The organism is Pseudomonas fluorescens (assembly GCF_030344995.1).
Lineage (GTDB): Bacteria > Pseudomonadota > Gammaproteobacteria > Pseudomonadales > Pseudomonadaceae > Aquipseudomonas > Aquipseudomonas fluorescens_BF.
This window is the reverse complement of sequence record NZ_CP128260.1, coordinates 4,181,911-4,201,392: the sequence shown is the minus strand read 5'-3', so window position 1 is coordinate 4,201,392 and position 19,482 is coordinate 4,181,911. Positions and strand designations below refer to the sequence as shown.

Annotated in this window: 24 protein-coding genes and 2 pseudogenes; 15 read left to right on the top strand and 11 right to left on the bottom strand. The window is 60.0% G+C overall.

The window, feature by feature from the left end; all coding sequences use genetic code 11:
* Position 1: 1 nt before the first annotated feature.
* From tusD to QR290_RS18740, 3 genes are all read right to left on the bottom strand, one after another.
* On the bottom strand, positions 2 to 394 hold the full coding sequence (gene tusD, locus QR290_RS18750; RefSeq protein ID WP_085699276.1) for a sulfurtransferase complex subunit TusD: 393 nt from the start codon (positions 392 to 394) through the stop codon (positions 2 to 4).
* Between the two features lie 100 nt (positions 395 to 494).
* Positions 495 to 1,196: a YoaK family protein gene (locus tag QR290_RS18745; protein WP_115078458.1), complete on the bottom strand. Its 702-nt coding sequence runs from the start codon at positions 1,194 to 1,196 to the stop codon at positions 495 to 497.
* Positions 1,197 to 1,220: 24 nt separating this feature from the next.
* The gene (locus QR290_RS18740) at positions 1,221 to 1,550 is read right to left on the bottom strand and encodes a DUF6388 family protein (protein WP_115078457.1); all 330 of its coding nucleotides are present in this window, start codon (positions 1,548 to 1,550) and stop codon (positions 1,221 to 1,223) included.
* 135 nt (positions 1,551 to 1,685) lie between these two features.
* Here QR290_RS18740 and QR290_RS18735 point away from each other — a divergent pair, with 135 nt between their 5' ends.
* Positions 1,686 to 2,036 (top strand): hypothetical protein, encoded by a 351-nt coding sequence (locus QR290_RS18735; protein WP_115078456.1) that lies wholly within the window; start codon positions 1,686 to 1,688, stop codon positions 2,034 to 2,036.
* Between the two features lie 43 nt (positions 2,037 to 2,079).
* Here the strand turns inward: QR290_RS18735 and QR290_RS18730 are convergent, their stop codons facing one another.
* Positions 2,080 to 2,505, bottom strand: a complete 426-nt coding sequence (locus tag QR290_RS18730; RefSeq protein ID WP_115078455.1) for a GNAT family N-acetyltransferase — start codon at positions 2,503 to 2,505, stop codon at positions 2,080 to 2,082.
* Between the two features lie 149 nt (positions 2,506 to 2,654).
* Between QR290_RS18730 and QR290_RS18725 the strand changes: the two genes are divergently transcribed.
* The 4 genes and pseudogenes from QR290_RS18725 (at position 2,655) to QR290_RS18710 (ending at position 5,750) form a co-directional block, all read left to right on the top strand.
* A complete protein-coding gene (locus tag QR290_RS18725) occupies positions 2,655 to 3,092 on the top strand; it encodes a hemerythrin domain-containing protein (RefSeq protein ID WP_115078454.1) in 438 nt (145 codons plus the stop codon).
* A gap of 223 nt (positions 3,093 to 3,315) precedes the next feature.
* The gene (locus QR290_RS18720) at positions 3,316 to 3,951 is read left to right on the top strand and encodes a lytic polysaccharide monooxygenase auxiliary activity family 9 protein (protein WP_007958235.1); all 636 of its coding nucleotides are present in this window, start codon (positions 3,316 to 3,318) and stop codon (positions 3,949 to 3,951) included.
* Positions 3,952 to 3,991: 40 nt separating this feature from the next.
* Positions 3,992 to 5,017, top strand: a pseudogene (locus QR290_RS18715) (chitinase); the annotation flags it as partial.
* A 142-nt stretch (positions 5,018 to 5,159) separates the two neighbouring features.
* Positions 5,160 to 5,750: an NUDIX domain-containing protein gene (locus QR290_RS18710; protein ID WP_115078452.1), complete on the top strand. Its 591-nt coding sequence runs from the start codon at positions 5,160 to 5,162 to the stop codon at positions 5,748 to 5,750.
* On the opposite strand, the gene QR290_RS18705 is transcribed toward QR290_RS18710, so the two are convergent.
* A complete protein-coding gene (locus QR290_RS18705) occupies positions 5,747 to 6,262 on the bottom strand; it encodes a methylated-DNA--[protein]-cysteine S-methyltransferase (RefSeq protein ID WP_011334927.1) in 516 nt (171 codons plus the stop codon). The two genes, QR290_RS18710 and QR290_RS18705, sit on opposite strands and share 4 nt — an antisense overlap.
* A gap of 135 nt (positions 6,263 to 6,397) precedes the next feature.
* Between QR290_RS18705 and ggt the strand changes: the two genes are divergently transcribed.
* From ggt to QR290_RS18690, 3 genes are all read left to right on the top strand, one after another.
* Complete coding sequence (gene ggt / locus QR290_RS18700) at positions 6,398 to 8,125, top strand: gamma-glutamyltransferase (protein ID WP_115078451.1); 1,728 nt, start codon at positions 6,398 to 6,400, stop codon at positions 8,123 to 8,125.
* Positions 8,126 to 8,191: 66 nt separating this feature from the next.
* Positions 8,192 to 8,725 (top strand): cysteine hydrolase family protein, encoded by a 534-nt coding sequence (locus QR290_RS18695; RefSeq protein WP_289203331.1) that lies wholly within the window; start codon positions 8,192 to 8,194, stop codon positions 8,723 to 8,725.
* Positions 8,726 to 8,823: 98 nt separating this feature from the next.
* Positions 8,824 to 9,843 (top strand): lysozyme inhibitor LprI family protein, encoded by a 1,020-nt coding sequence (locus QR290_RS18690; RefSeq protein WP_289203330.1) that lies wholly within the window; start codon positions 8,824 to 8,826, stop codon positions 9,841 to 9,843.
* A gap of 9 nt (positions 9,844 to 9,852) precedes the next feature.
* Here QR290_RS18690 and QR290_RS18685 read toward each other — a convergent pair whose 3' ends face one another.
* The gene (locus QR290_RS18685; protein ID WP_289205314.1) at positions 9,853 to 10,494 is read right to left on the bottom strand and encodes a TetR/AcrR family transcriptional regulator; all 642 of its coding nucleotides are present in this window, start codon (positions 10,492 to 10,494) and stop codon (positions 9,853 to 9,855) included.
* A gap of 124 nt (positions 10,495 to 10,618) precedes the next feature.
* Here QR290_RS18685 and QR290_RS18680 point away from each other — a divergent pair, with 124 nt between their 5' ends.
* Together QR290_RS18680 and QR290_RS18675 are read left to right on the top strand one after the other, a co-directional pair.
* A complete protein-coding gene (locus QR290_RS18680; protein ID WP_115078448.1) occupies positions 10,619 to 11,077 on the top strand; it encodes a GNAT family N-acetyltransferase in 459 nt (152 codons plus the stop codon).
* 122 nt (positions 11,078 to 11,199) lie between these two features.
* Entirely contained in the window at positions 11,200 to 11,814 is a 615-nt protein-coding gene (locus QR290_RS18675) for a hypothetical protein (protein ID WP_289203329.1), read from the top strand.
* A gap of 52 nt (positions 11,815 to 11,866) precedes the next feature.
* Here the strand turns inward: QR290_RS18675 and QR290_RS18670 are convergent, their stop codons facing one another.
* Complete coding sequence (locus tag QR290_RS18670; RefSeq protein ID WP_289203328.1) at positions 11,867 to 12,412, bottom strand: hypothetical protein; 546 nt, start codon at positions 12,410 to 12,412, stop codon at positions 11,867 to 11,869.
* Between the two features lie 75 nt (positions 12,413 to 12,487).
* Entirely contained in the window at positions 12,488 to 12,784 is a 297-nt protein-coding gene (locus tag QR290_RS18665) for a DUF7693 family protein (RefSeq protein ID WP_115078445.1), read from the bottom strand.
* A gap of 175 nt (positions 12,785 to 12,959) precedes the next feature.
* On the opposite strand from QR290_RS18665, the gene QR290_RS18660 reads away from it, so the two are divergent.
* The gene (locus tag QR290_RS18660) at positions 12,960 to 14,405 is read left to right on the top strand and encodes a SulP family inorganic anion transporter (RefSeq protein ID WP_115078444.1); all 1,446 of its coding nucleotides are present in this window, start codon (positions 12,960 to 12,962) and stop codon (positions 14,403 to 14,405) included.
* A 17-nt stretch (positions 14,406 to 14,422) separates the two neighbouring features.
* Here QR290_RS18660 and QR290_RS18655 read toward each other — a convergent pair whose 3' ends face one another.
* Positions 14,423 to 14,941 (bottom strand): carboxymuconolactone decarboxylase family protein, encoded by a 519-nt coding sequence (locus QR290_RS18655; protein ID WP_115078443.1) that lies wholly within the window; start codon positions 14,939 to 14,941, stop codon positions 14,423 to 14,425.
* Positions 14,942 to 15,075: 134 nt separating this feature from the next.
* Here QR290_RS18655 and QR290_RS18650 point away from each other — a divergent pair, with 134 nt between their 5' ends.
* A complete protein-coding gene (locus QR290_RS18650; protein WP_289203327.1) occupies positions 15,076 to 15,897 on the top strand; it encodes an AraC family transcriptional regulator in 822 nt (273 codons plus the stop codon).
* A gap of 3 nt (positions 15,898 to 15,900) precedes the next feature.
* Here QR290_RS18650 and QR290_RS18645 read toward each other — a convergent pair whose 3' ends face one another.
* The gene (locus QR290_RS18645; RefSeq protein WP_289203326.1) at positions 15,901 to 16,794 is read right to left on the bottom strand and encodes a DMT family transporter; all 894 of its coding nucleotides are present in this window, start codon (positions 16,792 to 16,794) and stop codon (positions 15,901 to 15,903) included.
* 89 nt (positions 16,795 to 16,883) lie between these two features.
* On the opposite strand from QR290_RS18645, the gene QR290_RS18640 reads away from it, so the two are divergent.
* From QR290_RS18640 to QR290_RS18630, 3 genes and pseudogenes are all read left to right on the top strand, one after another.
* Positions 16,884 to 18,215: a PLP-dependent aminotransferase family protein gene (locus QR290_RS18640; RefSeq protein ID WP_289203325.1), complete on the top strand. Its 1,332-nt coding sequence runs from the start codon at positions 16,884 to 16,886 to the stop codon at positions 18,213 to 18,215.
* 55 nt (positions 18,216 to 18,270) lie between these two features.
* A complete protein-coding gene (locus QR290_RS18635; RefSeq protein ID WP_115078439.1) occupies positions 18,271 to 18,660 on the top strand; it encodes a c-type cytochrome in 390 nt (129 codons plus the stop codon).
* A gap of 80 nt (positions 18,661 to 18,740) precedes the next feature.
* Positions 18,741 to 18,920: pseudogene (locus tag QR290_RS18630) on the top strand (hypothetical protein); the annotation flags it as partial.
* Between the two features lie 73 nt (positions 18,921 to 18,993).
* Here QR290_RS18630 and QR290_RS18625 read toward each other — a convergent pair.
* Positions 18,994 to 19,395, bottom strand: a complete 402-nt coding sequence (locus QR290_RS18625) for a hypothetical protein (RefSeq protein ID WP_289203324.1) — start codon at positions 19,393 to 19,395, stop codon at positions 18,994 to 18,996.
* Positions 19,396 to 19,482 lie beyond the last annotated feature (87 nt).

Here is a 19,482-nt window from a genome sequence, read left to right as displayed (position 1 = left end):
GTCATGCGCCTCCGAAACAGATCAGGCGGTCGGCATCCTGCACCGCGTCATGCAACTGGCCGAGACCGGACAACTCCCACGGCGCGCTGACCGCCACGGCATCACGCTGATAACGCCCGGCTTCCTCGGCATTCAACACGCCACGGCGCAGGGCAGCGGCGATGCACACCACGCCGTCGAGGTTTTGTTCGGTAATGAAAGTTCGCCACTGCTTGGGCAGGTCCAGTTCGTCCTGCGGCGTGACCACAGCGTCGGACGCGTTGTGGACCCCGTCCTGATAGAAAAACAGCCGGACAATCTCATGCCCGCCGGCCAGCGCGGCCTGAGCGAACAGCAGGGCGCGGCGCGAGGAGGGCGCATGGGCGGCGGAAAACAGCGCAATGGCGAACTTCATGACGGACTCGATCAGCAAAACTGCGGCCATGATAAAGCTTTCTCGGCGGAGCGGCGAAGCGGATGTTTCCTGCGCCCGTCTCGATACGAGCAGGCGTCCGTCAGCGCGGCATGTAGCCCAACTGCCAACGGCGCGGAATTTTCAGGGTCAGCAGCCCCAGAACGCCAGCAAACAGACCGCTGACCAACATCGCCTTGAGCCCCAGATGATGTTCCAGTACCGCTCCCAGAATGGCGCCGACCAGCATCCCGCTCCACGGCACCAGTTGCACCCGCCAGCCGCTTCGCCGTTCGCCGAGCACCCAGCGCCCCAATCCACGACCGAATCGTGACAGTGCACCGGTGACATACGTCAGCCCGACCGGCAGACCGTTCACTTCTTCCACCGCTGCATTGAGCATGCCCATCGCAATGATCGCCGCCAGCAGGGCCGGCAGTTGCGTGTCAAAGGGCCAGGCTGCCAAACAGAGCAGAGCGGCGATGGACAACAACAAGGGCAACGCCCGCCGCCCCCCCAATCGGCTGACCACGACACCCAGGGCATTACCGACAATGAATGTCGCGACCAGCAGGATCAGCCTTAATGTCAGTCCGCTGTCACCCTCGCTGATCGCCACTGCCAGTCGCGTGGTGTTGCCGCTCATGAAGGAAACGAAATCGCCGCTGGCCATGAAACCGATGGCGTCGGTCATGCCGGCCAATACCGACAGACTGGCAACCAGCGCCAGCCCCACCCGGCCGCGCCATTTCTGTATATGAAGATGTCCGGGGCTGGCGCGGTGAGTCGAGGTGGAAGGCAGCATCGAGGCAGCGTCCTTGTGCAGGGGTTACGGTTCTATGCCATACAGATCGCAATATTCCAGCCAGTCCATCCCGGCCATTTCCGCCACTTCGCGATGCACTTCCAGGCGTTGCGCCTGGTACTCCTCGGGCGTCGCGGCGGTGAGTTGCAGCGTCAGTTCCCAGGCAAACAACCCTTGGCTTTCGGCCTCGGCTTCGAAAGCTTCGTGCAGCCGTTCTTCACGGTACTGCGCCTGGGTTTCGCCCTTGGCCTGGGCCAGCAGCGGGTTGAGGTGGTCGAGGGCTTCGCGCAGATCCGGACGCGCATCGAGAAACAGTTTCAGGGCCTGTTCGTGTCGCTGGTCAGTAGGCGCCATGGGCTTTCCTTGTAAGGCTGATGACCGTTAATGTGCCGCAGCGGCCGGCATGTGTCGCGCTCTAAATGCAGTAAAGCAGAACGATTTTTGGCGTTGCGGTGATACAGTCCGCTTTTTTCCGAATGAGCGAATGCAATGCGAATGCTGATGGTGGCACTGGCGGCAACCCTGCTGGCCGGTTGCGCGGGTTCGACGATGGAAGACGCCCGCACGCAAACCCCTTACAAGACCCTGAATTCGGACAAGCCCGAAAAAGACGTGGCCCGGTGCGTGCAATTCGCCTGGCAGGACGAAGCGGTGTTCGGCGTGGACGCGGCGGCATATCTGCAACCGGGCAAGAAGGGCGGTTCGACGGTCTACACCCGCTCGGCGGAGTCGTTTGTCGACCTGACCACGGAGGCGTCCGGCACCGTGCTGAATTACTACGCGCAGAAGGACGACTTCGTCGCCAAGCGCCGTTTGGCAGCGTTGGCGACCTGTCTCTGAAGCGAGTATCTGAATGTCAGTTGCCGGTACGGGTGACTGACATTCAGTCGTCCAGGCGCTTCTGGAAAAAATGCCGTTTGTGCCCTGGCGGGTAGTCCACGATTTCCCCGAACTGGCTGTAGCCCAGCTTCTTGTAAAACTCAGGCGCCTGAAAGTCGAACGTGTCCAGCCAGGCCCCGATGCACCCTTTTTCGCGGGCAAGATCTTCAGCCATGCGCATCAGCTTCGAGCCAATGCCCTGACCACGACCGTGTTCCGGCACTGACAGCAAATCGACGAACAGCCACTGGCAGACCAGACGGCCATACAGGCCGCCGAGGATGTTGTCGTTTTCATCGCGCACCAGCAGCGTGAGCGGCTCCGACCTGGCGATGCCGGCCTGGGCGACGTTGTAGGCATGCAGGGGCGCAAGAATGGCCTGGCGCTCTTCTTCCGTGGAGTTTTGCGACAGCTCGATCCGTAAACTCATTTGCGATGTCCTTATGGCAGGGAACCGCCAGCCTATCGCGGGTCGCTCAACTGATCCATCCCGGCTTCAAACGTTTGGAACCGTCGCTTGCGTGCCGGGGTCTAGCCCTTTAGGGCGTCCATCCGGAACGCGTTTGCCTGGGAGATTCCATGAACATTTTCGAAGCCCTGCGTGAAAGCCACGATCGTCAGCGGACCTACGCGAAATCGTTGATCAAGACCAGCGGTGATACCCCGGAAAGGGTCGAGGCCTACAAGCAACTGAAGGCTGAACTTCAGGCCCACGAAACGGCCGAAGAGCGCCATTTCTATATCCCGTTGATGGAGTTCGACAACGGTGTGGACCTCAGCCGTCATGCCATCGCCGAACACCATGAAATGGACGAGATGATGGAAGAGCTCGACGAGACCGAGATGTCCAGTCCGGCCTGGCTCGCCACGGCGAAAAAACTCTCGGAGAAGGTCCATCACCACTTGCAGGAAGAAGAGCAGAAGTTCTTCCAGATGGCCGGCAAGCTGCTCGACGACAAGCAAAAGGAACAGCTCGCCGGGCAGTATGAAAAGGAGTTCAAGGCGCAGCTTCCCTGAACCGCTGAATGCAGGTTTTTGTAATGACGCGGTGTAGTCTTTTTGCCATGCGTCGGGTGAGCGTCGTCGTAATGCACTGTGTTTATATACAGTATTTTCGGCGTTTTTCGAATTTCGCCGAGGCAGACTGCGACAAAACCGCCGATGGACAAAAAATCCCCCTCCGTTAGCTTGAAGGCCTCTCCTCGGACAGGAGAGTTCTTAAATCAACGGAGTGAAAAACATGAACCAACCACAAGCTCAAACCCAACTGCGACACGGTCGCGTCATTTCCCCTGCAAGCCGCGGTGCGGTGGCCATCGAGCAAGGATTGCTCGGCGGCTGGCAGGTCAATGAAATGGAAGGCGGCAAGAACTTCCCGGCACTCGCGGCCGGCCCGTTCCCCGCGCCATTCGAAAGCGACAACCCGAGCGTCGTACCGCCTGCTGACGGCTATATTCTCAGTGGCGGCAAGAACGACGCACGTGACTGCGTGAACTTCACCGCAGAAGAAATGAGCAAGAAACTCGGGCGCCCGTTCTCCTGGCCGCTGCTCAATGTCACCCCCGGCCAGACCCTTGAGGTCAAATGGGAGTACACCGCGCCGCACACCACCCGCGGTTACCGCTGGCTGATCACCAAGGATGGATGGGACCCGAAACAACGCATCACCCGAGCGCAACTGGAGGCGCAACCGTTCGCCGAGGATTTCTATCCGCAAGTGCCTTATTACAGTCATTCGGCGGAACTGAAAGCCAAGGTCAATCACGCCGTGAAACTTCCCGGCAACAAGCAGGGCCATCACGTCATCGTCCTGATGTGGATCGTCGCCAACACCGGCAACGCCTTCTATCAGGCCTTCGATGTGGACTTCAAATAAGCCCGCAACGTCAAACCCACAGGTTCTGAAGGATTAGAACATGTCAAACATCGACTTCACCCTATTGAAAAACCAGGCCAGCGACGCGGCGTCGCTGATGCCGACGCTTGCCGGCAAGAAGATCCTCATGGGCTTCTGGCACAACTGGCCGGCCGGCCCGAGCGATGGCTACCAGCGCGGCCAGTTCGCCAACATCGCCCTGGAAAACGTGCCGAAGGAATACAACGTGGTCGCGGTGGCCTTCATGAAGGGCAGCGGGATTCCGACCTTCAAGCCGTTCAACGTCTCCGATGCCGAGTTCCGCCGCCAGGTCGGCGTGCTCAACAGTCAGGGGCGGGCCGTGCTGATTTCCCTGGGCGGTGCCGATGCGCACATCGACTTGCGTGCCGGCCAGGAGCAACCGCTGGCCAACGAAATCATCCGTCTGGTGGAAACCTACGGCTTCGACGGCCTGGACATTGATCTTGAACAGAGCGCGATTGATTTCGCTGCCAACAAGACCGTCCTGCCGGCCGCGCTGAAACTGGTCAAGGATCACTACGCGGGCCAAGGCAAGCATTTCATCATCAGCATGGCGCCGGAGTTTCCGTACCTGACCACCTCAGGCAAATACGTCGGTTACCTGCAGGCGCTGGAAGGCTACTACGACTTCATCGCTCCGCAGTTCTACAACCAGGGTGGCGACGGGGTCTGGGTGCCGGAAGCCAATAACGGCAACGGGGCGTGGATCGCCCAGAACAACGACGCGCTGAAAGAGGACTTCCTCTATTACCTGACCGAGAGCCTGGTGACCGGCACTCGCGGTTTTACGAAGATCCCGGCGGACAAGTTCGTCATCGGCCTGCCGGCCAACGTCGATGCGGCCGCCACCGGTTACGTGATCGACAAGACCGTGGTCGGCAACGCGATGAAACGCCTGGCGGTCAAAGGACATCCGATCAAGGGCCTGATGACCTGGTCGGTGAACTGGGACAACGGCACCAGCAAGGATCGCGTGCCGTACAACTGGGAGTTCAGTCGGCGTTATGGACCGCTGATTCACGGGGCACCGTCCGCGGCGCAGGGCACTGATGCAGCAACGATGAACGTGGCTCATCAGTAGTCAATGAACGAAAAGCCCGGTAGCGCTGCCGGGCTTTTTTTCGTCGGCGGTTCGCATCATTTCACCTACCATGGCAATCTTCCGATGAAAAAAAGGATCAGGCGTCATGTCCAACACAGCCGAGCGGGTCAACATCGTCGATACCCAGGTGTTGTCCCACGACTGGTATCTGCTGAAGAAAATCACCTTCGACTATCGCCGCAACAACGGGGACTGGCAGCGCCAGACGCGCGAGGTTTACGACCGTGGCAATGGCGCGGCGATTCTGCTGTTCAACCGCGAGCAACGCACCGTGGTGCTGACCCGACAGTTCCGTCTGCCGGTGTTCGTCAACGGTCACGACGGTTTGCTGATTGAAGTGGCGGCCGGACTGCTTGAAGGCGCAGCGCCGGAGCAACGCATCCGCGACGAAGCCGAGGAAGAAACCGGCTACCGCGTGCATGACGTGAAGAAGGTATTCGAGGCCTATATGAGCCCCGGCTCGGTGACCGAAAAGTTGCACTTTTTCATCGCCGAGTACGATGCCTCCTCAAAGGTCAGTGAAGGGGGCGGTCTGGAAGAGGAAACCGAAGAACTGGAAGTGCTGGAGTGGCGTTTCGACGACGCGCTGGCGGCGTTCCATCGAGGCGAGATCTGCGATGCCAAGACCATCATGCTGCTGCAATACGCGGCGATGAATAACCTGTTCGGCGGTTAAAACAAGTCACCGGTTTTACCGATGTCCGACCACTGGCCACCCTCCAGAGTCAGCAAGCGCTCCTTGGCTTCCAGGCCTCCGGCAAACCCGGTCAGTTTTCCTGAGGCGCCGATGACCCGATGGCACGGCGCGATGATCGAAATCGGATTGCGCCCGTTTGCCGCGCCGACCGCACGCACCGCGCTCGGGTGGCCGATCTGTTCGGCGATCTGGCTGTAGGTGCGGGTCTCGCCAAACGGAATGGTCAGTAGCGCGGCCCAGACTTTTTTCTGGAACTCGGTGCCGGCAAAGTCCAGCTCCAGATCGAACGCGTTTCGCGTTCCTGCAAAATATTCTTCCAGCTGTCGCGCGGTTTTCATCAGCACCGGATTGTCCGGCGCTTCACTCATGGGTCCGAGGCGCACCCGGTTCGGTTTGTCGTTTTCCCAGAGGATGGCGGCCAGACGTGAGCCGTTCGCGACCAGCTTCAACTCGCCGACGGGCGAGGGCAGGGTGATGAACGTGTAGGCCATGGGAAAAACTCCGGGACGAGGCGAAAACTGCGCCCAGCATACTGCCGGATCGGGGAGGCGCAAACCGTAATCGCGACCATACTGGCTGATGCTCTTGAAGCGCTTTCCTACCTTATAAAAAGAAGAGACCGACTCATGAAGTACGAACCTTTTGCCAAATCGCTGATTGCGACCTCATTGGCGCTCAGCTGCCTCATGGCCCACGCCGCTTCGGTTGCCCCGGTCGCCGCCGAAAACGGCATGGTGGTCACCGCCCAGCACCTGGCCACTCACGTGGGTGTCGACGTGTTGAAAAGTGGTGGCAACGCGGTGGATGCGGCGGTCGCCGTGGGTTATGCACTGGCGGTGGTTTACCCGGCGGCGGGCAACCTCGGTGGTGGTGGTTTCATGACCATTCAACTGGCGGACGGACGCAAGACCTTCCTCGACTTCCGCGAAAAAGCCCCGCTGGCCGCGACGGCCAACATGTACCTCGACAAGGACGGCAACGTCATTCCGGACCTGAGTACCCGTGGTCACCTCGCAGTTGGCGTTCCGGGCACCGTGTCGGGCATGGAACTGGCGCTGAGCAAATACGGCACCAAACCGCGCAAGGACATGATCGCCCCGGCGATCAAACTGGCGGAAGAAGGTTTCGAGCTGGAACAGGGTGACGTCGAGCTGCTGGAATACGCCACCGACGTGTTCAAGAAGGACATCAAGGATTCCGGCGCGATCTTCTTGAGCAACGGCGAGCCGATGCAGGTCGGGCAGAAACTGGTGCAGAAGGATTTGGGTAAAACCCTGCGCACCATTTCCGAAAAAGGCGCCGATGGTTTCTATAAAGGCTGGGTGGCCGACGCCATCGTGACGTCCAGCCAGGCCAACAAGGGCATCATCACCCAGGCCGACCTCGACAAATACAAGACCCGCGAACTGGCCCCGGTGGAGTGCGACTATCGCGGCTACCACGTTGTGTCGGCACCACCTCCAAGCTCCGGCGGGGTGGTGATCTGCCAGATCATGAACATTCTCGAAGGCTATCCGATGAAGGATCTGGGCTTCCATTCGGCCCAGGGCATGCACTACCAGATCGAGGCGATGCGCCACGCGTACGTGGATCGCAACAGCTATCTGGGCGACCCGGACTTCGTGAAAAACCCGATCGAGCACCTGCTGGACAAGAACTACGCGACCAAGCTGCGTAACGCGATCCAGCCGCAGAAGGCCGGCGTATCGGCGGAGCTCAAACCCGGTGTCGCACCTCATGAAGGCAGCAACACCACGCACTATTCGATCGTCGACAAATGGGGCAACGCAGTCTCGGTCACCTACACCCTCAACGACTGGTTCGGCGCGGGCGTGATGGCGAGCAAGACCGGGGTGATTCTCAACGATGAAATGGACGACTTCACTTCCAAGGTCGGCGTGCCGAACATGTACGGCCTGGTGCAAGGTGAAGCCAACGCCATCGCTCCGGGCAAGGCACCGCTGTCATCGATGAGCCCGACCATCGTCACCAAGGATGGCAAGGTGGTGATGGTGGTCGGTACGCCGGGTGGCAGTCGCATCATTACCGCGACGTTGCTGACCATGCTCAACGTCATCGACTACGGCATGGGCCTGCAGGAAGCGGTCGACGCGCCGCGCTTCCACCAGCAGTGGATGCCGGAGGAAACCAACCTCGAAGACTTCGCCGCCAGCCCCGACACGAAGAAGATTCTCGAGAGCTGGGGCCACAAGTTTGCGGGCCCGCAGGACCCCAACCACATCGCGGCGATTCTGGTGGGTGCACCGTCGCTGGGTGGTAAACCGGTCGGCAAGAACCGCTTCTACGGTGCCAACGATCCACGGCGCAACACCGGGTTGTCATTGGGTTACTGAGCGGAGTAAAAAGGGGGCGGGCACACGTCCGCCCCTGTCTCAAGGACTGATCAAGGAAGGCTCAACATGACCACCGCATTGCTGATCATCGATGTCCAGCGCGCCCTGTGCGCAGGTGAATACGAGTGCCACGACGCCAAACGGGTAATCGACACCATCAACGGCCTCAGCGCCCGCGCTCGCAAGTCGGGCATTCCGGTGGTGCTGATCCAGCACAACGAAAAAGACAGCCCGTTCGCTCACGGTGCCGAAGGCTGGCAACTGGCTGACGGACTGGTCACCGCACCCGGCGATCTGCGCGTCGACAAGACTGCCAACGACTCGTTCTATCAGACCAATCTGCAGAAACTGATCCCCCGGGAAGACTTCGATCGCCTGGTAATCTGCGGTATGCAAACCGATTACTGCGTCAACGCCACCGTGCGTCAGGCCCATCAACTGGGCTACGACGTGGAGTTGGCGGCCGACGCCCATACGACGGTCGACAACGGCAACATGAGCGCCGAAGACATCATCGCCGAGCACAACAAGGATTGGGCGCACCTGACCGGTTCGGTGGCGCGGATTGATGTGAAGCCGGCGGCTGACATCGCGTTCTGATGCTCTCTTGCAGAAGATCCCGGTAACCGCCGAAAAATCCAGAGCATCGATAGCCCGGGCGCGGCATACTGCCGCCGCCTCAGGAATGGAATCTGTCGATGCTCGCTTTCAATCTCCGTCATGCCTTACTGCTGACGTCCCTCGTTTTTGTTGCCCATACCCACGCTGCCAGTTTTGACTGTGCTGGCGCTTCCAGCCCGGTTGAAAAAGCCGTTTGTGCGGATCCGTATACCTCGAGTCTCGATGAGAAACTTGGGGTGCTTTGGCGGACAGCGGTGGTGCAGGTTGCTGATCCGCAAGCGCTCAAGGCAGATCAGCGTTCGTGGTTGAAACAACGCAATCAATGCGCTGCCAATAGCTCCTGCCTGCGCCGTGAGTATTTGATGCGTCTGAAAGCGCTTGAATACGTGGCCAAGCCTTTCAGCTGGGATGCCACCTGGCAGATGATTCCGTGGGGCGTTTCATCGGCGGCAGAAGTCACAACCAAGCGTTTGGACGCTACGCATATTGCCTTTGATGTTTCTGCGTCAAATGGTGGCAACTCTGGTGACATGGACGGCGTTGCCACAATCGACGGTGCCGTAGCGCATTTCACTGAAGGCAACTGCACCCTGAAGTTCAGCGCGCTCAACGGTTTGCTCGATGTTGATTCCGATGGAGGTGAGGGGGCTTGTGGTGGCGGGATGGGCGTTTACTACGGTGGAAGGTATGTGGCATCTGACCAACCGATCGCGATTGAATACGACTTGCTGAGCCTTGGCGTTGTACGTACGCAGCAAGAAGATCAGGCATTACGCACGTTGCTCAAAAATGACTATCAGACGCTGCTGCAAAATAGCGGCTCAATGGCAACAGGCGAGACCTCTAGTGATGTGCCGGAGGGCGAAGTCAACGAGTTCTGGCTGCGAGGCCTGGCTACCAGCAATGCGGCGATTCTGATGAGCGCGCCAGGAGGCAGAATCTGGCTGGTGCTATTGGTTTTCGATGAGCAACGCAACGTCAGGGCGCGTTACTACACCAACGTTCCCAAATGGAAAAAGCGGGTGCCTGATGTGCTGCTGGCGTGGCGTGAACGCTTGGCGGGAGATGCGGCACTACCTCTGGAACTGATGCCCTGACTCTCACGCTCAGGTCGCAAACATCAATTTGCGAACATCACTCACTGGCTCGGAAATTACGCCACCCAGCACCAACCGCGTAATCGTCTGCGCCGCCACCGCATAGTCCTCATCCTGCGGCACTTCCCGCCCGGTGATGCGCCCCATCTGCCATCCAATGTTGGTGTAGGTGCGCGTCGCCGACCAGATGAACAACATCAAATGCTCGGGATCCACAGGCGCCAGCAGCCCACGGTCGATCCAGCTGCGCAGACACTCGACATTGCGCCGGGCTTCGCCGTGCAGCAGGTCGCGGCATTCGTCGGGCAACTGGCGGCCACCGAGCAGCAACTCACCGCTGAACACTTTGGCAATCGCCGGATGTTCGCGGGCGATGCGAATGCGGGCGGCGACGTAGGCGCGCAGACCGATCAGCGGGTCGTCACTTTCGCGCAGCACCGCCGAGGCTTCCAGCAACGGTTCGACGAAGCCGAGCAGCACTTTGCCGTAAAGGTTTTCCTTGCTCTGGAAGTAGTAATACAGGTTGGCCTTGGGCACACCGGCGCGGGCGGCGATGTCGCGGGTCTGGGTCGCGTCGAAGCCGTTGGCGGCGAATTCTTCACTGGCGGCGGCCAGAATCAGTTGCTGGTTACGTTCGCGGATGCTGCTCATGGACGGCATGGAGGGTCTGGCCATTTCGGGTTCGCAATATACAAAACTATATAGCGATTAAGCCAGCGAACTCGCTCCTCAGCGCTATGCTGGTTTCAATTTCAGTAACATCAGGTAAATGACAATGACCCTTCAGGCACTGCGCGCCACGACGATTCACCTCGACGCGGTGGCGAAGCTGTTCGACGGCTATCGCGGTTTTTATGGCCAGCCATCCAACCTTGAGCAATCACGGGCCTTCATCGCCGAACGCATGGCCGGCGATGAATCGGTGATTTTTCTGGTTGAGGATGAAAGCGGCGAAGTGCTGGGATTCGTCCAGTTGTACCCGACGTTCTCTTCGATTGACGCCCACCGCACCTGGCTGCTCAGTGACCTGTTCACCACGCCGGCCGCTCGGGGCCGTGGAGTAGGGCGACTATTGATGAACACCGCCCGCGACTTTGCCGTCGAAACCGGCGCTAAAGGGTTGGTGCTGGAAACCGCCACCGATAATTTCACCGCCCAGGGTTTGTACGAGTCACTCGGCTGGGTTCGCGATACGGGCTATTACACGTACACCCTCGATTTGCGCCAGAGCTGAGCCGGCGCGATCTTTTTCACGGTTTTCCCGAATCAGGTCTTTTCCCGAACGTAGACGATCACTAGAATCCGCCCCGGCGCTCCGCAATGGAGGCTCTTTGATATCACTTTAGGGGCGACATAATGCAATTCGGGAAAATCCTTGCGCTGGGTCTGGTGCTCGCGCTGGGCGGCTGTGCCAGTTTCACAAAAGACGAAGTGGCCCCGGTCACGCTGCCATCGATGGCGAGCTATGCCAACAAGCCAAACGTCTATGTGGATTTCGACTTCTACCAGGGCGAACCGAAAAGCGCTTCCGCGGTGGAAATGCCACAAGCTCGGGACATGCTAAAGCCGCAATTGCAAACCGTCCTGAAGGATTCCGGTTTGTTCGGTCGTGTCACCTTCGACCAGTTCGAGAAGCAGCCAGGTGACTACAGCCTGCGTCTGAAAATGTACAACCATCCACCGAATGGCGGTCAGATGGTACTGGCGTTCATCAGTGGTCTGAGCATGACGATCATTCCGGCCTACGCCACCGACCAGTACACCATGAGTCTGGAAACCCTCGATCAGCAAGGCCAGCCGTTGTCCACCGCGAGCAACCATGACGCGGTCGGCACCTGGATGGGCATCTGGTTCCTTCCGCTGGCGTTCAATACGCCGAAAGCAGCGGTGACCGATACGTTCACTCGGCAGGTCAATGCCTTGCTCAAGGAATGGGCCGACAGCAATCGTCCGAAATATTCGGGCATTTGACTCACTCCAGCAGCAAAAAAAAGAGCCGCAATCGCGGCTCTTTTTTTTGCCCTTACTTCAGGGCCTGGATGAACTGTGGATCGCTGTACAGATTCTTCAGCAAGTCCTGCAGCATCGGGTTGTAGGCGTTGGTCGCGTTGGGAATCGCGATAAAGCCGAAAAAGCTGCTGTTCCACTGATGGCTGACATCTTTGGTGGCGTCGTACACCACATCGTTGCCATTGCGCAGGGTGAAGCGCGCAGCGATGGTGCCGTCACCGGTGCCCATGCCAGCGTTCAACTGGTTTTTCACCACCAGCACTTGCAGATGACGGCTCGCCTGCGGATCAAGCAGACCGGCCTTGCGCAGTTCTTCGGTGATCGCGTCCTGGATATGCGCCGGGATGCTGCCTGTCGGCGACTTGATCGGGTAGGCGCGAACCATCAACGAGCCTTCGCCCGATTCGGCGGTGACCTGCGGATTGCTGATCGCGTGCAGCGGCGGGGTTTGCTTGAGCTTCTGAACGTTGTCGAAGCTGGGCTCGTAACGGGTCATGGTCATGCCACAGCCTTGCAGGAGCAGAGCAAACAGCGGGACCAACAGCAGCGATTTTTTCACGGCAGTTCCTTGCGCGTTGAAGAGGGGGGCGAATTATGGGCAGAGTGCCATCATTGGGCAACTCTGTTTGCCGCCTCATTCACGTTGCCGCAACAAGCTCTCGATCTGCGCCAATTCCCAGGTACTCAACAGACTGACCGGATCGGTGCCGAAACGCTGCCGGGTGTCGAGCGTCCACTCGCGACCGTCCGGGCAAAAACAATCAGCGCAGTGATGCAGGCGCTGGCCGTCGAAGTCCAGCTGCAAACGCCAGCCTTCGATGTCGACCGAAACCCGATCCGCTCGCGCGTCCATCACCCGCAAGGTACAAACGCCCAACGCGGCATCGCGCAATCGCTGGCACACTTCGCGGCTGGTCAATTCGGTCGGCATCCTGGGCTCCATAGCCTGAAACAGCGCGCCAGCATAGAGCGCATGCCAGCGGTTGTCAGCGATCACTGGCCCGCGCCGGTGCATTTGCGTAACATCCGCAACCCTCTTTTTCCGCGGCGCTCTTTTGCGCAAATGTATGCGGCCGCACCCGTTCGGCCGCTCTGTCAGGTAAGCCATGAAACCGATTCGTCTGCGCGCCGATGTCCTGGCCGGACTCACCACCTCGTTTGCCCTGTTGCCCGAATGCATTGCGTTTGCGCTGGTGGCTCACCTCAATCCGCTGATGGGCCTGTACGGCGCCTTCATCATTTGCACGCTGACTGCGCTGTTCGGTGGCCGGCCGGGCATGGTGTCCGGGGCGGCCGGTTCGATGGCGGTGGTGATCGTCGCGCTGGTGGTGCAGCACGGCGTGCAGTACCTGCTGGCGACGGTGTTGCTCGGCGGCTTGATCATGATGGCGTTCGGGCTGTTACGGCTGGGCAAACTGGTGCGCATGGTGCCGCACCCGGTGATGCTCGGGTTCGTCAACGGTCTGGCAATCATCATTGCGCTGGCGCAACTGGAGCATTTCAAGAGCGGCGAGCAGTGGCTCAGCGGTACACCGCTGTACCTGATGACCGGGCTGGTGCTGCTGACCATGGCCATCGTCTACATCCTGCCGCGCCTGACCCGCGCCGTGCCACCCGCGCTGGTGGCGATCCTCGGCGTCGGTTTGCTGGTTTACCTGCTCGGCCTGCCGACCCGTACCCTCGGCGACATGGCGCACATCGCCGGCGGCCTGCCGACGTTTGCGCTGCCGGACATTCCGTGGACGCTGGACACCCTGCGCATCATCGCGCCCTACGCGATTCTGATGGCGCTGGTCGGCCTGCTGGAAACCCTGCTGACCCTCAACCTTACCGACGAAATCACCGAAACCCGTGGCTACCCGGATCGCGAGTGCGTGGCGCTGGGCGCGGCGAACGTAGTCTCCGGCGCATTCGGCGGCATGGGCGGTTGCGCGATGATCGGCCAGACAGTGATCAACCTCAGCTCCGGCGGACGCGGGCGCTTGTCCGGCGTAGTGGCGGGTGTGTTGATTCTGCTGTTCATTCTGTTTCTGTCGCCGCTGATCGAGCGGATTCCGCTGGCGGCATTGGTAGGGGTGATGTTCGCGGTGTCGCAGCAGACGTTTGCCTGGGCTTCGCTGCGGGTGCTGAACAAAGTGCCGCTCAATGATGTGCTGGTGATCATCGCGGTAACGACCATCACGGTGTTTACCGACCTGGCCACGGCGGTGCTGTGCGGGATCATCATTGCCGCGCTGAATTTTGCCTGGCAGCAAGCGCGCGAGTTGTACGCCGATGAACATCTGGAAGCGGACGGCAGCAAACTCTATCGCCTGCACGGCACGCTGTTCTTTGCCTCGACCACGCCGTTTCTCAATCAGTTCGACCCGGCCAATGACCCGCAACGGGTGACGCTGGATTGCCGGCACCTGAGCTTTGTCGATTACTCGGCCATCGCCGCGCTGAAAACCCTGCGTGAACGCTACGCGAAGGCGGGCAAACATTTGCAGGTGTTTCACCTGTCCGAGCGCTGCAAGAAATTGTTGAAACGCGCCGGGGTCGATCACGACTGATCGACCCCGGTCACTGATCAGGCATCGATGGCAGGGAAGTCGATGTCTGTCAGCGCCACGTTGTTCAGGTAGTTGGTGAGGGTTTGCGCGGCGACGACGGCGATCACTTCGATGATCTTCTTGTCGTCGATGCCGGCAGCGCGGGCGGCGGCGATCTGTTCATCGCTCAGATGACCACGGGTTTCGGTCAGTTGATGGGCGAGGGTGGCGAAAGCATTCAGTCGACCGTGACGCGCTTCGATGATTTCTTCTGCTGCCAGCCCGGCCTTGCTGGCGAACAGAGTGTGTGCCGCCAGGCAATAATCGCAACCGTTGACCTGCGAGGTGGCCAGATACACCGCCTCTTTTTCCTTGGCACTCAAAGACGTCTTGCCCAACGTGGCCGAGATTTGCACGTAGGCATCCAGCGCGGCAGGCGCAGTGGCCAGGGTCTTGAACAGGTTCGGCAGGAAACCGATTTTTTTCTGCACGCCTTCAAGTGTCGGGCGAGTGGCGTCGGTAGCGGTTTCGAGACTGAGAGGGGCGATGCGGCTCATGGTGATTCTCCGAAAGTCCGGTGCGAAGTGCGCCGGGGATGGAATGAATCCTACGGAGCGCGGCTGGTGCTTTGGGTGCAAATCGTCGAGGATATGCGACAGATCGTCCAAACCTGTCGTTGCGAGAATCAGTCATGGATCGCCTTTCTACGTTGCTCAGCCATTTCGGCGTCAATGCCGGCACTTTTCACAGCGGCACGTTCTGTGGGGTGAGCGCCTACGGCGGCGATCAAGTGTGCGGGCATGTGCATCTGTTGCAGGCGGGGGAGTTGTTGCTCAAACCGGGCAATGATCCTGAAATCTCGCTCAATGAACCGACCCTGATCTTTTTCCCCCGCCCCATGGCCCATCGTTTGTTCGCCAACGAAGCCATGGGCACGCAACTGGTGTGCGCTTCGCTGACCTTCGACGGCGGCGCGGGCAATGCTTTGGCGGCAGCGCTGCCGGATTATCTGGTGCTGAAACTCGCCGATCTTCCGGAAATGACCAACACCCTGGAGTGGCTGTTCAAGGAGGCCTTCGACGGACACTGCGGGCGCGAAGCGGTGATGGACCGGCTGTTTGAGCTGCTGGTGATTCTGTTGTTGCGCCACCTCATCAGCAGTCGAAATCAGCAGCCGGGCATGATGGCGGGGCTGGCCGATCCGAAGATTTCCCGAGCCTTGAACCTGATGCACGACCAACCGGCCAAGGCTTGGAGCGTCGCCGAACTGGCGAGTGCCGCGAATCTGTCTCGCGCCGGTTTCGCCGAACACTTCCGGCGGGTGGTGGGGCAGACGCCGGTGGATTATCTGGTGAGCTGGCGGATCAGCCTCGCGCAGAAACGCCTGCGCGAGGGACGGCCGATTGCCCTGATCGCCGAAGAGGTCGGTTATGAAAGTCCGTCGGCACTGGCCCGGGCATTTCGGCGCAAGACCGGTCTCAGTCCGCGGGAATGGAAGGCTGGCTCGAGTTGAAAACTATTTGGCGAACTTCTTCGCCCCGGCCACGCACAGGATCACTCCCAGCGTAACCACCAGCATGCCGATGCTGACATGTTCATGCAGCAAGGTCGCGGCCAGTGCCAGGCCAAAAAGCGGTTGCAGCAATTGCAACTGACCGACCGCTGCAATCCCGCCCTGGGCCAGCCCGCGATACCAGAACACGAAACCGATCAGCATGCTGAACAGCGAAACGTACGCCAGGCACACCCACGCCGACAGGCTGATACCACTGAACGAGGCGGGCGCCAGCCACACACTCAACACGGCCATCACTGGCAACGACAGCACCAGCGCCCAGCAGATCACCTGCCAGCCGCCGAGGGAACGCGACAATTTTGCGCCTTCGGCGTAACCGAGGCCGCAGGCGAGAATCGCCGCCAGCATCAACAGATCCCCGGTGGGCGAAGCGGTCAGTCCTTGTGAGATCGCAAAACCCACTACCAGCGAACTGCCCAGCACCGAAAAAATCCAGAACACCGGACGTGGCCGCTCACCGCCGCGCAACACGCCGAAAATCGCTGTCGCCAGCGGCAGCAATCCTACAAACACAATGGAATGCGCCGACGTCACGTATTGCAGCGCCAGAGCCGTCAACAACGGGAAACCCACGACCACGCCCAACGCGACGATCAGCAATGACAACCACTGATCCCGCGCCGGACGTCGTTCGCGAAACAGCCACAGCAGACATAACGCCAGGACGCCAGCGATGGTCGCGCGGATGACTGTGAGAAACACCGGGTCGAATTCCAGCACTGCCAGCCGCGTGGCGGGGAGCGAGCCGCTGAAGATCACGACGCCGATGAAGCCATTGATCCAGCCGCTGGTTTTTTCCAGGGCCGGGGTGCCGAGTTGGGTGGTTCGTTCCATACGCGTTGCGCTCAGAGGTGGGTTGCGTTGAAACAATCCTAGGGTCGAGAATCAGCACAATCAAAGAATTGTCATGGATACAGCCCGACATGCCGCGCTCCCGTTACAAGACCCTCGTCGACACCTATGCCGCAGATATTCGCGCCGGCCGGCTGCTGCCCGGCACACGTTTGCCGACCCACCGGCAACTGGCAGCGAGCGAAGGGCTGGCGCTGGTCACGGCGTCGCGGGTGTACGCCGAGCTTGAGGCCATGGGCCTGGTCAGCGGCGAAGCCGGGCGCGGTACGTTTGTGCGGGAAACGTCGTTGTTGCCGGGGCAGGGCATCGACCAGAAGGACGTTGCGGTCGGCATGATCGACCTCAACTTCAATTACCCGTCATTGCCGGGGCAGGCCGAATTGTTGCGGACCGCGTTGCGGCAACTGGCGCTGTCCGGCGACCTCGAAGCGCTGCTGCGCTATCAGCCCCACGCCGGTCGCCAGCACGAAAGGGCCTCAGTCGCGCGGCACCTGCAAACACGGGGTTTGAGTGTCGAGGCCGAGCAGGTGCTGATCGTCAACGGCACGCAGCAAGGGCTGGCGGTGACGTTGATGGCGCTACTCAAACCCGGCGATGTGATCGCTGCTGATGCGTTGACCTATTCGGGATTCAAAGTGCTGGCCGAAGCGCTGCATCTGGAAGTGGTGGCGATTCCCGGCAATGAGCAGGGCCCCGATCTGGCGGCCCTCGACAGACTCTGCCGCCAGCGCCCGGTGCGGGCGGTTTACAGCATGCCGACGCTGCACAATCCACTGGGCTGGGTGATGCCTTTGGAGCAACGTGAGGATTTGATCGCGATTGCCCGCCGGCATGATCTGACGATCATCGAAGACGCGGCTTACGCCTTTCTGGTCGATAACCCACCGCCCCCGTTGGCGGTTCTGGCACCGGAACGCACGGTCTACGTGTCGGGCCTGTCGAAAAACATCGCCACCGGCCTGCGTGTCGGTTTTGTTGCCGCGCCGGTCGAGCGGGTGGCAGCGCTGGAACGGATCATCCGCGCCACCACCTGGAATACCCCCGGCGTGATGACCGCCATCGCCTGCGGCTGGCTCGACGACGGCACCGTCACCTTGCTCGAAGCGCAAAAGCGCAGCGACGCCCAGGCCCGGCAAGCTCTGGCCGCGCAGATCCTCGAAGGCTTCCCGACTGTTGGCCATCCTTCTTCATATTTCCTTTGGCTGCCGCTGCCGGAAGACGTCCGGGCCGACCATATTGTGGTCGAGTTGATGCACGAACAGGTTTCCGTTACCACCGCCGAACCCTTCACCGTGTCCGCCCATGTGCCCCACGCGATTCGTTTGGCGCTGGGATCGGTGGACATGCTTGTCCTGCGTCAAGCCTTGCTCAAAGTTCGTCAGGTCGTGGGCGCCTACCTGTAGCGCAACTTGCCGCGCCCGATTACCCTTGGCGCCGCCGAAGATCTGGAAACTCCTGATGAAAAAAGCTGCATTACTGACTCTCGCCCTGATCCTCAACGCAGACCTGTTCAGCACGCCAGCACTGGCTGCCGGTGACGCCGAAGCCGGTGCCAAAATCTTCCCGCGCCTGTGCGGCGGCTGCCATCAGGTCGGCGAATCCGCCCGCCCGGGTTTCGGCCCGGAACTCAACGGCATCATCGGCCGCCCAGCAGGAACGTCGGCGAATTACGTGTACTCCGACGCGATGAAAAACTCCGGCCTGACCTGGGATCGTGAAACGCTGACGAAATATCTGAAGGATCCGAAAGGCGTGGTGCCGGGGACGCGGATGATCTTCTGGGGGCTGAGTGATGAAGAGAAGATCGATAATTTGTTGGCGTATTTGCAGACGTTTCAGTCCGAGTAATTTCGCCTGACAACAAGCTTTGCGTCCAGGCTGCGCACCGATAACCAAGACTGAAACAGGGTCCGAGGTGACACCAATGCGTCATCCCGATCCAGCAGAACAACCGCTTCGTGCGCGCCCAGACTGCCGCGATCGAAGCCAAGAGCGGCGACGCCATGATCAACACCCAGGTTCAGGAAAACTGGTTCTGGGCATGGGTCCTGACCGGTTACACCACCAAGATCTCCGGTGACGTGGTCAAACTGAAAACCGTGCAATAAGCACCGGTTGGGCGTGAAAAAGCCCGGCTGATCAGGCCGGGCTTTTTGTTTGTATTTCGGTAGAGCGTTTGATTCAGGCAACGCGGCGTTCGATCAGACGGTCGGAACCACCCTCAGCCACACGACGTTCGATCAGACGATCAGCACCACCTTCAGCAACGCGACGTTCGATCAGACGATCAGCACCACCTTCAGCAACGCGGCGTTCGATCAGACGATCAGCACCACCTTCAGCAACGCGGCGTTCGATCAGACGATCAGAGCCACCTTCAGCGACGCGGCGTTCGATCAAGCGATCAGAGCCACCTTCAGCGACGCGGCGTTCGATCAACCGATCCGAACCACCCTCAGCCAAACGACTTTCAATCAACCGGTCTGAACCGCCTTCGGCGATCATGGTGTGGGCGGGTTTGGCTGCAAAAGCGTTGACTGCAAGAACCGAGAAAGCGATGCCGAGAAGGATTTGGCGTTTCATGATCGTGTGCTCCAGGGGTGTTGTTTGTTTGGTATGGAGCCGATGTTACGCCGCGGATTTTTTATGAGAACTTCATTGAACTGATGG

Excerpts from the sequence above, each read along its gene's own strand:
- QR290_RS18685 (WP_289205314.1), bottom strand. The coding sequence starts at position 10,494 with ATGAGCAGCATCCGCGAACGTAACCAGCAACTGATTCTGGCCGCCGCC.
- QR290_RS18625 (WP_289203324.1), bottom strand. The coding sequence starts at position 19,395 with ATGAAACGCCAAATCCTTCTCGGCATCGCTTTCTCGGTTCTTGCAGTC.
- QR290_RS18735 (WP_115078456.1), top strand. The coding sequence starts at position 1,686 with ATGCGAATGCTGATGGTGGCACTGGCGGCAACCCTGCTGGCCGGTTGC.
- QR290_RS18640 (WP_289203325.1), top strand. The coding sequence starts at position 16,884 with ATGCCGCGCTCCCGTTACAAGACCCTCGTCGACACCTATGCCGCAGAT.
- tusD (WP_085699276.1), bottom strand. The coding sequence starts at position 394 with ATGAAGTTCGCCATTGCGCTGTTTTCCGCCGCCCATGCGCCCTCCTCG.
- QR290_RS18730 (WP_115078455.1), bottom strand. The coding sequence starts at position 2,505 with ATGAGTTTACGGATCGAGCTGTCGCAAAACTCCACGGAAGAAGAGCGC.
- QR290_RS18655 (WP_115078443.1), bottom strand. The coding sequence starts at position 14,941 with ATGAGCCGCATCGCCCCTCTCAGTCTCGAAACCGCTACCGACGCCACT.
- QR290_RS18680 (WP_115078448.1), top strand. The coding sequence starts at position 10,619 with ATGACCCTTCAGGCACTGCGCGCCACGACGATTCACCTCGACGCGGTG.
- QR290_RS18660 (WP_115078444.1), top strand. The coding sequence starts at position 12,960 with ATGAAACCGATTCGTCTGCGCGCCGATGTCCTGGCCGGACTCACCACC.
- QR290_RS18695 (WP_289203331.1), top strand. The coding sequence starts at position 8,192 with ATGACCACCGCATTGCTGATCATCGATGTCCAGCGCGCCCTGTGCGCA.
- QR290_RS18675 (WP_289203329.1), top strand. The coding sequence starts at position 11,200 with ATGCAATTCGGGAAAATCCTTGCGCTGGGTCTGGTGCTCGCGCTGGGC.
- QR290_RS18740 (WP_115078457.1), bottom strand. The coding sequence starts at position 1,550 with ATGGCGCCTACTGACCAGCGACACGAACAGGCCCTGAAACTGTTTCTC.
- QR290_RS18635 (WP_115078439.1), top strand. The coding sequence starts at position 18,271 with ATGAAAAAAGCTGCATTACTGACTCTCGCCCTGATCCTCAACGCAGAC.
- QR290_RS18650 (WP_289203327.1), top strand. The coding sequence starts at position 15,076 with ATGGATCGCCTTTCTACGTTGCTCAGCCATTTCGGCGTCAATGCCGGC.
- QR290_RS18710 (WP_115078452.1), top strand. The coding sequence starts at position 5,160 with ATGTCCAACACAGCCGAGCGGGTCAACATCGTCGATACCCAGGTGTTG.
- QR290_RS18690 (WP_289203330.1), top strand. The coding sequence starts at position 8,824 with ATGCTCGCTTTCAATCTCCGTCATGCCTTACTGCTGACGTCCCTCGTT.
- QR290_RS18745 (WP_115078458.1), bottom strand. The coding sequence starts at position 1,196 with ATGCTGCCTTCCACCTCGACTCACCGCGCCAGCCCCGGACATCTTCAT.
- QR290_RS18705 (WP_011334927.1), bottom strand. The coding sequence starts at position 6,262 with ATGGCCTACACGTTCATCACCCTGCCCTCGCCCGTCGGCGAGTTGAAG.
- QR290_RS18645 (WP_289203326.1), bottom strand. The coding sequence starts at position 16,794 with ATGGAACGAACCACCCAACTCGGCACCCCGGCCCTGGAAAAAACCAGC.
- QR290_RS18665 (WP_115078445.1), bottom strand. The coding sequence starts at position 12,784 with ATGCCGACCGAATTGACCAGCCGCGAAGTGTGCCAGCGATTGCGCGAT.
- ggt (WP_115078451.1), top strand. The coding sequence starts at position 6,398 with ATGAAGTACGAACCTTTTGCCAAATCGCTGATTGCGACCTCATTGGCG.
- QR290_RS18725 (WP_115078454.1), top strand. The coding sequence starts at position 2,655 with ATGAACATTTTCGAAGCCCTGCGTGAAAGCCACGATCGTCAGCGGACC.
- QR290_RS18720 (WP_007958235.1), top strand. The coding sequence starts at position 3,316 with ATGAACCAACCACAAGCTCAAACCCAACTGCGACACGGTCGCGTCATT.